At 35.0% G+C, this 14617-nt stretch carries 12 protein-coding genes; 3 read left to right on the top strand and 9 right to left on the bottom strand.

The features are described 5' to 3' along the window. Positions 1–42: 42 nt before the first annotated feature. Positions 43–888, bottom strand: coding sequence for a deoxyribonuclease IV (nfo, locus tag A6A10_RS02720; protein ID WP_121122222.1), 846 nt, complete (start codon positions 886–888; stop codon positions 43–45). A gap of 64 nt (positions 889–952) precedes the next feature. Here nfo and A6A10_RS02715 point away from each other — a divergent pair, with 64 nt between their 5' ends. Next, entirely contained in the window at positions 953–1507 is a 555-nt protein-coding gene (locus A6A10_RS02715; RefSeq protein WP_121122224.1) for a TorD/DmsD family molecular chaperone, read from the top strand. Positions 1508–1575: 68 nt separating this feature from the next. On the opposite strand, the gene A6A10_RS02710 is transcribed toward A6A10_RS02715, so the two are convergent. The 5 genes from A6A10_RS02710 to rlmD all read right to left on the bottom strand — a co-directional run bounded on the left by A6A10_RS02710 (position 1576) and on the right by rlmD (position 6936). After that, positions 1576–2517: a bile acid:sodium symporter family protein gene (locus A6A10_RS02710; protein WP_121122225.1), complete on the bottom strand. Its 942-nt coding sequence runs from the start codon at positions 2515–2517 to the stop codon at positions 1576–1578. A gap of 162 nt (positions 2518–2679) precedes the next feature. Next, complete coding sequence (locus A6A10_RS02705) at positions 2680–4197, bottom strand: coiled-coil domain-containing protein (protein ID WP_211327976.1); 1518 nt, start codon at positions 4195–4197, stop codon at positions 2680–2682. Then, positions 4169–4363 carry a hypothetical protein gene (locus tag A6A10_RS09600; protein ID WP_211327977.1) on the bottom strand — a complete coding sequence of 65 codons (195 nt, stop codon included), beginning with the start codon at positions 4361–4363 and terminating at the stop codon, positions 4169–4171. Before A6A10_RS09600 ends, A6A10_RS02705 begins: the two co-directional genes overlap by 29 nt. Continuing rightward, positions 4363–5388 (bottom strand): DUF4297 domain-containing protein, encoded by a 1026-nt coding sequence (locus tag A6A10_RS02700; protein WP_121122227.1) that lies wholly within the window; start codon positions 5386–5388, stop codon positions 4363–4365. The genes A6A10_RS09600 and A6A10_RS02700 overlap by 1 nt, the downstream gene beginning before the upstream one ends. Positions 5389–5619: 231 nt before the next feature. Beyond that, positions 5620–6936 (bottom strand): 23S rRNA (uracil(1939)-C(5))-methyltransferase RlmD, encoded by a 1317-nt coding sequence (rlmD, locus tag A6A10_RS02695; RefSeq protein ID WP_121122314.1) that lies wholly within the window; start codon positions 6934–6936, stop codon positions 5620–5622. A 92-nt stretch (positions 6937–7028) separates the two neighbouring features. Between rlmD and A6A10_RS02690 the strand changes: the two genes are divergently transcribed. Then, entirely contained in the window at positions 7029–8387 is a 1359-nt protein-coding gene (locus tag A6A10_RS02690; RefSeq protein ID WP_121122229.1) for an anti-phage deoxyguanosine triphosphatase, read from the top strand. Positions 8388–8477: 90 nt separating this feature from the next. Here A6A10_RS02690 and A6A10_RS02685 read toward each other — a convergent pair whose 3' ends face one another. Continuing rightward, positions 8478–9533 carry a hypothetical protein gene (locus A6A10_RS02685; protein WP_121122231.1) on the bottom strand — a complete coding sequence of 352 codons (1056 nt, stop codon included), beginning with the start codon at positions 9531–9533 and terminating at the stop codon, positions 8478–8480. A gap of 196 nt (positions 9534–9729) precedes the next feature. Between A6A10_RS02685 and rapA the strand changes: the two genes are divergently transcribed. Next, positions 9730–12645, top strand: a complete 2916-nt coding sequence (rapA, locus tag A6A10_RS02680) for an RNA polymerase-associated protein RapA (RefSeq protein WP_121122232.1) — start codon at positions 9730–9732, stop codon at positions 12643–12645. Positions 12646–12736: 91 nt separating this feature from the next. On the opposite strand, the gene serS is transcribed toward rapA, so the two are convergent. Together serS and smpB are read right to left on the bottom strand one after the other, a co-directional pair. Beyond that, positions 12737–14041 carry a serine--tRNA ligase gene (gene serS / locus A6A10_RS02675; RefSeq protein ID WP_121122234.1) on the bottom strand — a complete coding sequence of 435 codons (1305 nt, stop codon included), beginning with the start codon at positions 14039–14041 and terminating at the stop codon, positions 12737–12739. An 85-nt stretch (positions 14042–14126) separates the two neighbouring features. Next, positions 14127–14606: an SsrA-binding protein SmpB gene (gene smpB, locus A6A10_RS02670; RefSeq protein WP_195759408.1), complete on the bottom strand. Its 480-nt coding sequence runs from the start codon at positions 14604–14606 to the stop codon at positions 14127–14129. Between the last annotated feature and the right edge of the window lie 11 nt (positions 14607–14617).

The following is a 14617-nucleotide window of genomic DNA, read 5'->3' as shown; positions in this document are numbered from 1 at the left end:
TAAATCAAATCTACTTTACGTAGAATGTGCGACAGTACTATTTTAATTTTGTTCCAAACTTTTTAAAAATTTTATTTCATCGCTCCAAATATCTGGATTTATTGTTTCCAAAATAAGAGGAATATTGTCAAAATATTGATTATTCATCACAAATTTAAAAATATCAGTCCCAATTGTCCCTTCCCTCAACATATCGTGACGATCAACTCGGCTGCCTAATGGTGTTTTAGATCCATTAAGATGCATGCCTCGCAAATATTGAAAACCGACGGTTTTTTCAAAGTCAGTAAATACTTGCTCACACTTCTCTGTAGTACTTATGTCATAACCTGCGGAAAAAAGATGGCAAGTATCTAAACAGACACCCACTCGCTTTTTATCATCCACCAGCTCAATAATCTTAGCTAAATGATCAAAATGCCAACCTAAATTGGAACCTTGCCCTGCAGTATTTTCAATTACTGCAACCACATTGGGTACTTTTTCTACTGCAATATTAATTGATTCTGCAATACGCGCTAAACAATCATCTTCTGAAATTTTCTGTAAATGACTACCGGGATGGAAATTCAATAATTTTAAACCCAACTGCTCGCAACGTTGCATTTCCTCAATAAAGGCATCTCTCGATTTTTCCAAATTTTCTTGCTCTGGATTACCTAAATTAATCAAATAACTATCGTGAGGTAAGATTTGATCGGCAGAAAAATGATAAACTTGGCAAAAACGCTTAAATTTTTCGATATTCTCTTGCTTGAGTGGTGGTGCTTTCCATTGGCGCTGATTTTTTGTAAACAAAGCAAAAGCATTGGCGCCAATCTCAACGGATCGCAACACGGCATTTTCAACCCCACCAGATGCACTAACATGCGCACCAATATATTTCATCTTATCTTCCTTCTCCGATTCGTGTAACATAGACTTTTTCAAATTATAACAACCGACTATTTATATGAGCGAAGTAACCATTAACGATTTTTCCCTATTATGCCGTCTATTCGGCAATTTATTTTATCGTAATCCCACTGATCCTGTGCTTGCGGGCGTATTCAACTGGCTACAACAAGGACAACTTAGACAACATTGGGCTTTAGCGACCGACACCCAAAGTGAGCAGGCTCTTACAATTTTAGAAAAAGAGGCTAACCCTACTGAATTAGCGGTGAGTTATCAAGCACTTTTTGCAGAAAATGGTAATGTATCTCCTCGTCTTTCTGATTATGGTATTGATCCAAGTGACTTTATGACTTTTCGCCAACAACGCAATATGCCTGAAGTAGACAATGTTAATCACGTTGGATTATTGCTCTTAACTGCCTCTTGGATTGAAGATAATATTGATTCCATTGCAGCACAAAAAGCCCTATTTGAAACGTTTCTTTTACCTTGTTTAAGTAAATTTTTAGGAAAAGTGGAGGCGTTTGATACAGGATTTTATAAAGCCCTCGCTCAACTCACACGAGATGCGTTAAGTGCAATGGCGGATGAGTTGGAAGAATCTGAATAGCAAACAGCCTAATCTTGAAAATAAAAATCCCTACTGCAAATTGCTAGTAGGGATAAATCACTCAAAATCTACTCTTTTTTCTCTTCCATTGCATTGAAGATCATCGCAAGAATTGGACCTGAAATGTTGTGCCAGAAGCTAAATACTGCACTCGGCACTGCAATTAATGGATTAGCTTTAAAATGAATCGCCGCCAATGCCGCACCTAATCCTGAATTTTGCATTCCCACTTCGATTGAAACGGCTTTACTATCCGATAATGGCAGTCTGAATAAGCGGGCAACAAGATAGCCTACCGCATAACCTAATGCATTGTGTAAAACCACAATAGCGAAAATTAACAGCCCAGATTCAATAATACTATCCTTACTGACAGAAACCACCGCTGTTACAATTAATACAATCGCAATGACCGATACTAACGGCATAACTTGGCTGACATTTTCTACTTTTTGTTTGAAGATAGAACGAATAATTACACCCACAAAGATTGGTAATAGCACCATTTGCAACACAGAAACAAACATTGCTCCTGCATCAATATCTAACCATTGACTCGCAAATAGATAAAAGACCGCAGGGGTTAAGATTGGGGCTAATAAGGTTGAAATTGTAGTACAAGCTACCGAAAGTGCTGTATTCCCTTTCGCAAGATAAGTCATCACATTAGAGGAAGTACCACCGGGGCAAGAACCAACAAGAATCACGCCAATCGCTAAATCGGGAGGAAGATCAAATAATTTCACTAATAGAAAAGCCAACGCAGGCATGACGATAAATTGAGCAACGACACCAATAATCGCCCCTTTAGGATTACGCGAAACCTCGCCAAAATCTTTAAAGGTTAGGGTTAGCCCCATACCAAGCATGACCACCCCAAGTAAATAAGGTACCCAACCTAAAAAGACTTTAAACGTATCGGGAAATTGTGCCGCAATTAACGCAAACACAACCACCCACACAGCAAATGTTTTGCTAACAAACTGAGTGAACTTCAACAATGCATTCATTAATTATTTACCTCTTAAAAAATGTTGATTTTAGGTAAAAATTATATGAGTTTTTGTTAAATGTAAAGTATTGTAATACCTTCAATTAGGTTAACTTTTAATCCCAAAAAATAAAACAAAATTATTATATAAATAAAACATTAATTCTAACTTTACTATAACTTATATTAATTGTGCATTTAAAATATTATCTAATAGCTCTTCATTCTCTTTAAATACTTTAGCATTTAGTAAATGATATTTTTCATTTTTTAACTCAATAACATTTATTTTATCATTATGTACAAGCTCAAATTTTTCTAATCCAATTGATGAGAAAATAAGCTGACTATAATTATCTGAATTTTCTAATATATAATTAGTCAATGCTTGATCCTTATCAATATCCATTTCTGCATTTTTAGGACTATCTAATACCATTGGTAGCTGTAAAGAGCTTTTGTTAAAATATTTTTTCAATACGTTTAGAACAAAATACCATATAACAGTTGAAATTGGCTTATTACTTCCACTAGCACAAAAAACACGGTTAATAGATTTATATTGTGAATCATCTAATTCATTTAATCCAAACTTTAACACTTCTGCATCTATCATATTATAATATTCTTTATTAATATCCTGTTTATTTTCTGATATTCTATCTAATTCCTTTTTAATATTTACAATTTTATCATTAATATTATTTTGTATATTTAACTCATTAACTCGCTCTATATTTAGGCTATTATAAAGTTCATTCAACCCCATATAACTAGCATAATTCTTTATTTCTTTTTTTGTTACACTAAATTTTTCAGTATATAATTCTAGCTTTATAGATAGTTCCTTATAACTACTCTCCTTTTCGGAAATGGATTCTTTAATTTTTTCTATATCTTCAAAAATACTATCACTTATGTATTGTGAATCCTCAATTAAGTTATATCTTTTGCTCCTTAGACCTATCGTATCATTTAATTTGGAATAACATTCAGGACAAATATTATCATTTAGAATAATCTTTATCTCTTGTTCTTTATTATGCTTAAATCTATTAATTTGATTCAAGGCAATCATTAACTCATTTCTTTCATTTCTTAAGTTAGTAAGTTCATATCTAAGTTTATTCATAGATTTCAATATAACATTATATTCTTCTGATCTAATAGTAAGCTCTATATTTAGCTCTTCTATATTTTCAGGGACAACTATATTTTCTAATAAACTAGATATTTTAATCTGCATTTCATTAGCTTTATCATATAAAGATTTAGATTTATTGATTTCTTCAACTAGATTTTGTTTGTTTTTTATATAGTTAAAATATTTCTTATTGTATATTCCTAATTGTGCATAAATTACATCAAGCTTAAAATTTTTATATTGACCTAAATTTTTAAAAGAATTAAAATTAGTTCCTTCATAGTGATCTTGATCAATAAAGTTCATTACATACGTATAAGCTAATGGAGCAATCTCTAATATATCTGTATTCCTATTAGGTAAAAATATTTCAAAATTCCAAATTTCACCTAAATACTTTGATAATTCTATTCGAGATAATGTTTGGAATAATATGGTAAGAGAAGAATCAAACACTTTAAATATCTTTCTATATCGATATATAAAATACTTGCTATCATCAACAAAAAACTCTAATAGATATACTTTATTTCCATTTTTTATCAAAATAAGCATCTGCACCCAAAGTATGATACAAACTACGTAGCAACACTGATTTTCCTCTATCTGTACCATCAATACTACTAGAAGTAACAATAGTTATATTCTTATCAAAACTAGCAACAAAAGCTTCTTTAGTTACAATATCAAAAATATATATTTTCTTAAAAAATATATTCATTAAATACTCCCCCCTTCTGCATATATATAAAATATTAGTAGGTAAAAAACTTTCTTCATGATTTCCGTATATTCTACTGGGAATTTTTTATCAAAAACAGAACTTAACATTTCAAGAAGTATAATCTCATTTTCTATATTATCCTCTTTTTCTTTTATATATTTAAAAATTAATAATTGCAACTCATTTAAATTATGACTATGATAGTTTTCTAACAAATTATTTAAAGCTTGGTTATATTCTCTTCTTTCTTTTAAAGATAATTTTCTAATGTAATCTCTAGTTTGCTCTATACCTGTTATAGATTTCTTCCTATGAGCTTCAAGCATTTTATCAAATTCACCCTTAGAAATTCCTTTCCAATATAGAACATCACTATAATTAGTAATTTCCAACTCATAAGAAGCTTTTTTCTGAGCAGTTTCAAAAACCAATCTATATAATGCATTTGGGTTATGGGGTTCTTCATTTTTAATATTTTGAAAAGATTCAATCAACTTTCCTTTTATAGCATAATCAGGATGTGTTAAATCAAGTTCTTCACAAATATAAAATATATTATCTAAAATGATATTTGATAATGCTAACTCTTCCTTTAATTTATCCTGAACCAAATCTATTATTTTTTTATCTAATTCTCCTAAACATATTTCTGATCTTAAATCTTCATTCCTACTAATTTTTAAATGCTTATTACAAACTACAGCCAACTTCACTTTTTGTGTAGGACTATATAATGCATATAATGTCCCTAAAATAGAATTACTATTTCCCTTTCTATTTGTTAGACTTTTAATACTATGATTTCCTCTATTTTTTGTTTTTATTTGATAAAAATCAAATCCTCTTTTATAATGCAATTCAATATCACATTTAAAATCAAATACAACAGTATAATCTTCATAATTTTTATAGGAATCAATTAATTTACCAATCCCCCATAACAATTCTACTCTGAACCTATTTTTTGTTCTACTACCAGCCAAATCTAGAGGTAAATTCATGTAATATTCTGAATCGCTCATCTAACCTCCTATTTAATCATCCTAATGTATAAATAATTTTTATCTTAAAATGTGATAACTAATATATCAAATAACAAACTAGTATATAACTATTTAAATGGTCATGTAATGAAATAGTACGTTTATTACTATAAAAAATGATTTATTTCAATAAATTTACTCAATACTCTCTGAATATTCATTCGTTTATTTCAATCAACAATCCCACTAATTTACGTTACCTCTCTATTTTTATTTACTCAACACCACCACCGACTCCAAATGCCCTGTATGAGGAAACATATCGATCATTGCCCCTTTAATCAGTTTATAGCCTTTTTCGATCAACTTTTCGCAATCTCGGACGAGGGTTGCGGGGTTGCAGGATACATATACAATCCGTTCGGGTTGCAATTCGCATAGATGATCGAGGGCGAACAAAGCGCCGTTTCGGGCGGGATCAAGCAAGACTTTGTTAAATGATTGACTTGCCCAAGGCTTATCGGCAAAAGGTTGGGCTAAATCTGTTTGGTAAAATTGTACGTTGTCGATACCATTTATCCGTGCGTTGTGTTGAGCTTGTTCAACCATAGGTTGCACACCTTCAATCCCGACAACTTTTTCCACAAAACGAGCCATTGGTAACGTGAAATTGCCCATCCCGCAAAATAAATCGAGGATCCTATCGCTTGCATTTAATTCCAACCAATCTATTGCGGTTGTGACCATTCGCTGATTTAAACTGGCATTGACTTGAATAAAATCACGAATGGAAAAAGATAACTTTAAGTCGCCTAGCTGATAATAAGGGGAATCCCCCCGCCATTGTTGAATCTCGTCTTTCTCGGTCATCACAAATAACATTAAATTTTCTTGTTCAGCAAAGGCATTAAGATTTTCTCTATCTTGCGTGGTTAATTGCCCGATATGGCGAAGTAACAAAGCGATCCCATTGTCTGCACGCACCAATTCAATATGCCCTAACGCTTTTTTCTGTTTCCATCCCTTTAATAAGGCTTTAAGGCGAATTAAAAAGTCGGATAATGGCTTTTCTAAGACTAAACATTGCTCAACCTCGATAATTTCTTGAGAATTTTTTTTGCGAAAACCTAATAGCACATTATTTTTATCCCAACCGATATGCAATTTTGCACGACGACGATAACCCTGATCGTCACCCACAATCATTGGTTGAAAATCAATAGGGGCAGATTGCAATTTTTGTAAGCGTTGAAAAAGGGCTTTTTGCTTGGTGGCACGTTGCAGATCGAGTGAAATATGTTGCATTTGACAACCGCCACATTGTGCGTAGAGAGAACAATCTGGCTCAACTCGATTTGCAGATTTATGCGAGAATCTTACCGCTTGTGCCATTCCATATTGACGTTTTTCTTCGATCACATTGGCATCCACTTGCTCGCTAGGTAACGCATTCTCAATAAACCACGTTTTACCGCCAACCTTTGCGACACCTCGTCCTTGATAATCTAAATCTTGAATAGTCACGCCTTGTAAAGCGGTCGGTTTTGTTGTTTTTTTTGCTTTTTTCTCAGAATAAAATAATGCCATTGGATATTGCTTAAACAGAAATAATTGTGCGATATTATAGCCTAAAATACCCGAAACTTCGGGATTCTCATCAAAAAGGGAGAGAATAAGCAATGCAACAAGATCAAAAAACAAAACCAGCTATTTGGAAAGACAATGCGTGGACGGAACGATTTTTAGGGGATAAACACAGAGAACACGATCATCGTTCACCTTTTCAACGGGATCGTGGACGTATTTTGCACTCGGAAGCATTTCGCTGTTTACAAGCCAAAACGCAAATTCACGCCGTCGGCGAAGATGATTTTTACCGCACTCGTTTAACTCATTCCCTCGAAACTGCTCAAATTGGTGGTAGCTTACGGGCGAAACTCAATGAAGATAAACAAAGTTTTCAAGCGGTCTGTTCCGATCCAAATTTTGCAAAATATGCCGATGATCTTACCGCTTTATTGCCTTCCCGTAGTTTAATTGAATCCCTTTGTTTTGCTCACGATATCGGGCATCCTCCTTTTGGACACGGTGGGGAAATGGCACTAAATTATAAAATGCGAGAGTTTGGGGGATTTGAGGGTAATGCTCAATCTTTTCGTATCGTCACTCAACTTGAGCCTTATACACAAAATGCAGGAATGAATCTCACCCGCCGTACCTTGCTCGGCATTATGAAATACCCTGCGCTACTCAGCCAAACTGTGCCAAAAACACCTAAAGTTATTCCTGAAACCCCTTATATCAACTTGCACCAAATCAAAACAAGCAAGGGCATTTTTGAGGACGATACACAATTTTTTGATTGGGTACTGCAACCTTTATCTGAAAAAGATAAGCAATTATTTACCTCTGTGATAGCGAATACTGATCCGCAACAACCTAATAGCACACAGTATAAATCCCTTGATTGTAGCATTATGGAATTGGCGGATGATATTGCCTATGGTGTGCATGATTTAGAAGATGCGATTGTCGGCGGAATGGTCACTCCGCAATCTTGGATTCACGCTGAAAAAGCATTTGAAAAATGTGAGTCTGAATGGTTAAAAGCCATGTTGCCACAATTGCGTGAAAAATTGTTCTCATCTCACCGCTATGAACGTAAAGATATTATCGGGGCATTAGTCAATTATTTTGTAACCAATGTGCAATGGAAAGACATCAAAGAATTTGATGAGCCATTATTACGTTTCAACGCCACCTTACCTGATGATGTGAAAGCGGTGTTAAACGTCTTAAAATCATTTGTATATGACTATGTGATTTGTGATGTAAAAACACAACGGGTGGAATACAAAGGACAACGTATTTTAATGGCACTATTCGATATGCTGAGTTGTGATCCGACCCGCCTACTCCCAAAAAATGTTGCAGAACGTTGGGAAAATACCGCCCCCACTAAACAACCTCGAGTAATTTGTGATTACCTTGTAAGTATGTCGGATAGACAAGCGTTTAAGTTGTACGAAGGGTTGTGATTTTAAATTATCGACTATAATCGAAATAAAACATAAAAATTCTGTCAGTTTCGATTATAGTCGAAATAGATCTATCCCATTTTTCCGCTATTAGTCCAACCTTTTATACTTAGATAACTCCAATCTATCTAAGGCTTCAACCGCTTGAGCACAAGGGTATTCTCGCATTGCATAATGATATTTAGCTTTATTTCTCTCTGAGGCAATTCTATATTCACTCTTGTCACCAAAAGGGGCTTTTAGGCGAATGGTTTCTGTCCAACCTAAATCATCGTCATCATACGTAATCACATATTCATCTAAGTCTAATGCATCAAACTCTTTGAATTTATTGTCCATATTATCAAAGCATTGATTAAAGTCCTTTTTTAAGCTTTCATAATTTGCTACATAATTATTGATCGTATCTTGTCTTATTTCATATAGTGCGGTCTGCCAAACGCTACAACTTGATAATTCTCTACTCTCTTGTTCACAATATGACGTATCTTGTAATAATTGTTTATAAGGCTGTGTTTTTAATATATTGATACCTCTCTTAAAATTATCAATATAAAGAGCCCTGTTAGAAATGACTTCCTTATTACTCTGCCAGTCGCGATCACCTGATTCAATATAGGCTCGCGTATAAATATCATCTAAAAATAGGTTATCACTTTCTGGTACCTTTCTAATATCACCATCATAACTATATTTAAAATCACTCAAAACAGAATAATCTTCATAAATAAAATCAATATTGCTATCGATATATTCTTTCCAATCCATATCCTTATATTGTACTTTTTTGCTATTCCAATAATCTTCGACTTCTTTTCTTCTATTGGCTATCTCTTCTTGTTTTTTGAGCTCTTGTCGTTCCTTTTCAACCTTTAACAAAGCCTCTTGTGCATTAGCACAATTACTCAGAAAAATAGAGCGATCTTGATGATATTTTTTCAATACTTCTGGATCAGAAAGTTTACTCGCCTCTACGTCTAAAGATGCCTTTGTGCTATCACATTGCTCTGCCACTTTTTTCGCTTTATCTATATTTTGATAGTAATAATCTGAAGACTCATATTCTGTTGGCACATTTATCAATTCCCCACACGCAGTAAGTGCCAACGATGAAGCTAATGCTGACAATACAAATAGTTTTTTCATGTAATCACCTTATAGGATAAATAAGCAGTCGCTATTGCCTTTGGAATAAAGGCACGATCTATAAATATTATACTCAATAATCAAAAACAACCCAAAAACTTGCAAAAGTTTGACAGAATCCTACCGCTTGTTAAAGTAAAATCAGGTAGAATAGACATTCAGAAACCAAGAAACAAATCATACCAAAGAGGAATCTATGAGCTTTGTCGTTGGACAACGTTGGATCAGTGAATCAGAAAATAATTTAGGTTTAGGTATTGTGCAAGCGGTGGATACTCGCACTGTAACGATATTTTTTCCTGCTGCCGATGAGCAAAGAGTGTATGCGACAGGAGTTGCACCATTAACTCGAGTGCAATTTCAAAAGGGTGATAGAATTACTACTGTCGATGGTTGGCAGTTAGATATTGATAGCGTGGTGGAAAATCAAGACGTGATTATCTATTTAGGTACACGTGTTGATACCCAAGAGGAAACTGTTCTGCCTGAAATGATGCTAGATCATAAAATCAGCTTTAGTAAACCACAAGATCGCCTTTTTTCTGCTCAGATTGATCGTAGCGATCGTTTCTCTTTACGCTATAAGGCTTTTCAATATCAACAGGCTCAATTCCAATCTGAATTACGCGGGATGCAAGGTATCCGAGCAAGTTTAATTCCCCACCAGTTACATATTGCTAAAGAAGTTGGGCAACGTGTTTCCCCTCGTGTGTTATTAGCCGATGAAGTGGGATTAGGTAAAACTATTGAAGCTGGAATGATTTTACAGCAACAACTCTTTTCGGGTCGAGCCGAGCGTGTGCTAGTGCTTGTGCCAGAAAGTTTGCAACACCAATGGCTAGTAGAAATGTTACGTCGTTTCAGCTTAAACTTTTCACTTTTTGATGAAGAGCGTTGTAGCGATTTCACTAAAAAAGATGACGCTGATAATGATATCAGCGAGAATCCATTTGATTCAGAATCTCTTGTGATTTGCTCTATTGATTGGTTAGAAAAAACACCTCAACGAGCTAAACAAGTATTAGAAAGCCAGTGGGATATGTTGATTGTGGATGAAGCCCATCATTTAGAATGGAATGAAGATGAGCCAAGTGTTGCCTATCAATTTGTTGCACAATTAGCCAAACAAATTGCGTCAGTATTATTGCTTACTGCGACCCCAGAACAACTAGGACAAGAGAGCCATTTTGCTCGTTTAGCATTGCTCGATCCTGATCGTTTCTATGATTATCAAGCCTTTGTCGCAGAACAACAACAATATCAACCCGTTGCCGATGCGGTTTCGACTTTATTAAGTGATAAAGCGTTAAGTACAGCGGAACAAAATAGCATTAGCGATTTACTTTCAGAGGAAGACGTTGAGCCAATGCTCCGCATTATCAATGCGCAAGAAATAGATACCGAACAACGCTTATCTGTTCGCCAAGAATTGATAAATAAATTAATCGATCGTCATGGTACAAGTCGTGTGTTATTCCGTAATACTCGCCAAGGAGTAAAAGGTTTTCCACACCGTATTTTTAACCAAATTACTTTAACGATGCCTGAACAATATCGCAATGCGTTAAAAGTAATGGGATTGATGAAAGGAAATAAAAAACAAGATTTACTTTATCCTGAATGCCTATTCCAACGCATGAATCCAAATGCGAAATGGTTTGAATTCGATCCGCGTATTGAATGGTTAATCACTTTCTTGAAAAATCATCGTGATGAAAAAATTCTCGTGATTTGCCGACAAGCTGAAACAGCGATTCAATTAGAGCAAGTATTACGTGAAAAAGAAGCGATCAGATCAGCGGTATTTCACGAGCGTATGAGTATTGTAGAACGAGATAAAGCGGCAGCTTACTTTGCTCAACAAGAAGAAGGCGCACAAGTGCTAATCAGTTCAAGCATTGGTTCGGAAGGACGAAACTTCCAATTTTCGCATCGTTTAGTGTTGTTTAATTTACCTGATAATCCAGATTTATTGGAACAAAGTATCGGACGTTTAGATCGTATCGGACAAAAATCAGATATTAAAATTTATGTGCCTTGCTTTGAAGACTCATCACAAATGGTCTTAGCTGAATGGTACCACAAAGGTTTAAATGCCTTTGAAGAAACCTCGCCAATGGGAGCAAGTCTGTTCAACCAATTTAGTGATAAATTAGAAAGCTTTATCCTAAACCCTGTGCGTTCAGAGGCATTTGAAGAGTTTTTAGCTGAAACCCAAAAGCGTCAGCAACAACTCAAACTAGAGTTAGAAAAAGGGCGAGATAAACTGTTAGAACTGAATTCTAATGGAGGCGATAACGCTCAACAGCTTGCACACGCTATCGAACAACAAGATGAAAATCCAAAATTAATTAATTTTGCATTAAATCTATTTGACGTGGTCGGCTTAGAACAAGAAGATTTAGGCGAGAAAAGCATTGTAATTCGTCCAACAGAACATATGCTCGTGCCTGATTTCCCAGGACTTGATGAAGAAGGTAACACCGTTACTTTTGATCGTGAATTAGCCTTAGTGCGTGAAGATTTACTCTTCTTAACATGGGATCATCCAATGATCCGCAATGGGATTGATTTAATTACCTCTGGGGATATTGGTAAAAGTGCGGTGTCAATTTTGGTGAATAAAAATCTACCTGCGGGTACTTTATTACTTGAAGCGATTTATATCGTTGAAGCTCAAGCACCGAAAAAATTACAGCTTACTCGTTTCTTACCGCCAACACCTGTGCGCGTATTGTTAGACAGTAAAGGGAATGATTTAGCCTCACAAGTTTCTTTCTCTGGGCTTGAAAAGCAGTTGAAACCAGTGAATCGTCAAATGGCAAATAAAATCGCTAAAATGGCTCGAGCAGATATTGAAAAACTGATTGCATTCGGCGAACAACAAATCGCACCAAAAGCAGAAGCACTCATCAATGAAGCAAAACAAAATGCTGACCAAACATTGAGTGCAGAATTACAGCGTTTAACTTCGTTACAAGCGGTCAATAAAAATATCCGTGCTGATGAAATTGCTGAATTAGAAACAATTCGAGAAGAATCGCTCAAACAACTAGAGCAAGCAAATTGGCGATTAGATAGTTTGAGAGTCATTGTAAGTAATAAAGAATAGACTCAGTAATTATAAAGTATGACCTTTCATAAAAAAGGTGGGAATAAAAATTCCCACCTTTTTCTTATATTGAATTCAAAAGTAAAATGAATTACTTAATCACTTCAATCCCATTCATATAAGGACGTAACACTTCTGGTACAGTAATTGAACCATCTGCGTTTTGGTAATTTTCTAATACTGCAACTAGAGTGCGTCCAACAGCCAAGCCTGAACCATTTAAGGTATGGACTAAACGTGTTTTCTTTTCACTTTTTGCTTTGCAACGTGCTGACATTCTACGAGCTTGGAAATCCCACATATTAGAACAAGATGAAATCTCACGGTATGTATTTTGTGCAGGTAACCAAACTTCTAAATCGTAAGTTTTAGTTGCACCAAAACCCATATCTCCAGAACAAAGTAACACTTTACGATAAGGTAAGCCTAATAATTGAAGGACTTTTTCTGCATGGCCTGTTAATTCTTCTAATGCTTCCATTGATTTTTCTGGTGCAACAATTTGTACCATTTCAACTTTATCGAATTGGTGCATACGAATTAGACCACGAGTATCACGTCCATAAGAGCCTGCTTCTGAACGGAAACACGGAGTATGTGCGGTAAATTTCAATGGTAAACTTTCTTCGTCTAAGATTTCATCTCTGACTAAATTCGTTACCGGAACTTCTGCTGTTGGAATTAATGCATAAGGTTTTTGTACTGCATTAGGATCTTGTCCTAATAATGGTTGAGTATGGAAAAGATCTTCACCAAATTTAGGCAATTGACCTGTACCATAAAGGGTATCGTGGTTCACTAAATATGGTACATAAGTTTCCATATAACCGTGTTGTTCTGTGTGTAAATCTAACATAAATTGTGATAAGGCACGGTGTAAACGAGCGATTTTATCTTTCATTACAACGAAACGGCTACCTGTTAACTTTACGCCAGCAGGGAAGTCTAAACCTGATAAATTCTCACCTAATGCCACATGATCTTTCACTTCAAAATCAAATTCACGTGGAGTTCCCCAACGGGAAATTTCGACATTTTCACTATCATCTTTACCAATTGGCACTTCATCCGCCGGTAAATTAGGGATAGTTAATAATAATTCTCTGATCTCAGTTTGAATTTTATCTAACTCTACTTTCGCTGAGTCTAATTCATTCCCCATTGAATCCACTTCAGCTAGTAGAGCTGAAATATCCTCGCCTCTCGCTTTCGCTGCACCAATGCTTTTCGAACGAGCGTTACGCTCTGCTTGTAATGTTTCTGTTTTAACTTGTAATGTTTTACGCTGTTCTTCTAGTGTTGCAATTTTTTGTACATCTAATTCAAAACTACGTTTTGTTTTTAAAATATGTGCAACTTCTTCTAAGTTAGTACGGAGGAGATTCTGATCAATCATTGTTTATTCCTAATTTTCTAATACTTAAATAATGACAAAATATGTCACTGATCTAACCGCTTATAATTACTTTATCAAAATAATTCTAGCGGTTAGCATGTTTCATAATACGTTGCTTCGCAACTTGCCACTCACGATCTTTAATATCTTCGCGTTTATCGTGTAATTTCTTCCCTTTGGCTAAACCAATTTTTACTTTTGCCCATGCATTTTTCCAATACATTGAAAGGGCAACCACAGTAAAACCATCACGATTTGTTTTACCAAATAGAGAATCTAATTCACGTTTGTTTAATAATAATTTACGGGTACGAGTTGGGTCTGCAACAATATGAGTTGATGCGACATTCAATGGTGTGATCATCGCCCCAAACAAATAGGCTTCACCATCACGAAAAATAACATAGCTATCACCAATATTGGCTTTGCCCGCTCGTAATGCTTTAACTTCCCAACCTTGTAATTCTAATCCCGCTTCAATTTCATCTTCAATAAAATATTCGTGTCTTGCACGCTTATTCAATGCGATCGTATTTGAAGCCACTTTTGGTTTCTTACTCATAATACCAATTTGTT

This window comes from Otariodibacter oris, from assembly GCF_009684715.1.
GTDB classification, from domain to species: Bacteria; Pseudomonadota; Gammaproteobacteria; order Enterobacterales; family Pasteurellaceae; genus Otariodibacter; species Otariodibacter oris.
The sequence above is the reverse complement of the archived record's forward strand: the minus strand, read 5'-3'. Positions and strand labels throughout refer to the sequence as shown.

Bases quoted from the DNA above. Each gene is read 5' to 3' on its own strand.
- nfo (WP_121122222.1), bottom strand. From the start codon at position 888: ATGAAATATATTGGTGCGCATGTTAGTGCATCTGGTGGGGTTGAAAAT.
- A6A10_RS02715 (WP_121122224.1), top strand. From the start codon at position 953: ATGAGCGAAGTAACCATTAACGATTTTTCCCTATTATGCCGTCTATTC.
- A6A10_RS02710 (WP_121122225.1), bottom strand. From the start codon at position 2,517: ATGAATGCATTGTTGAAGTTCACTCAGTTTGTTAGCAAAACATTTGCT.
- A6A10_RS02705 (WP_211327976.1), bottom strand. From the start codon at position 4,197: ATGCTTATTTTGATAAAAAATGGAAATAAAGTATATCTATTAGAGTTT.
- A6A10_RS09600 (WP_211327977.1), bottom strand. From the start codon at position 4,363: ATGAATATATTTTTTAAGAAAATATATATTTTTGATATTGTAACTAAA.
- A6A10_RS02700 (WP_121122227.1), bottom strand. From the start codon at position 5,388: ATGAGCGATTCAGAATATTACATGAATTTACCTCTAGATTTGGCTGGT.
- rlmD (WP_121122314.1), bottom strand. From the start codon at position 6,936: ATGGCATTATTTTATTCTGAGAAAAAAGCAAAAAAAACAACAAAACCG.
- A6A10_RS02690 (WP_121122229.1), top strand. From the start codon at position 7,029: ATGCAACAAGATCAAAAAACAAAACCAGCTATTTGGAAAGACAATGCG.
- A6A10_RS02685 (WP_121122231.1), bottom strand. From the start codon at position 9,533: ATGAAAAAACTATTTGTATTGTCAGCATTAGCTTCATCGTTGGCACTT.
- rapA (WP_121122232.1), top strand. From the start codon at position 9,730: ATGAGCTTTGTCGTTGGACAACGTTGGATCAGTGAATCAGAAAATAAT.
- serS (WP_121122234.1), bottom strand. From the start codon at position 14,041: ATGATTGATCAGAATCTCCTCCGTACTAACTTAGAAGAAGTTGCACAT.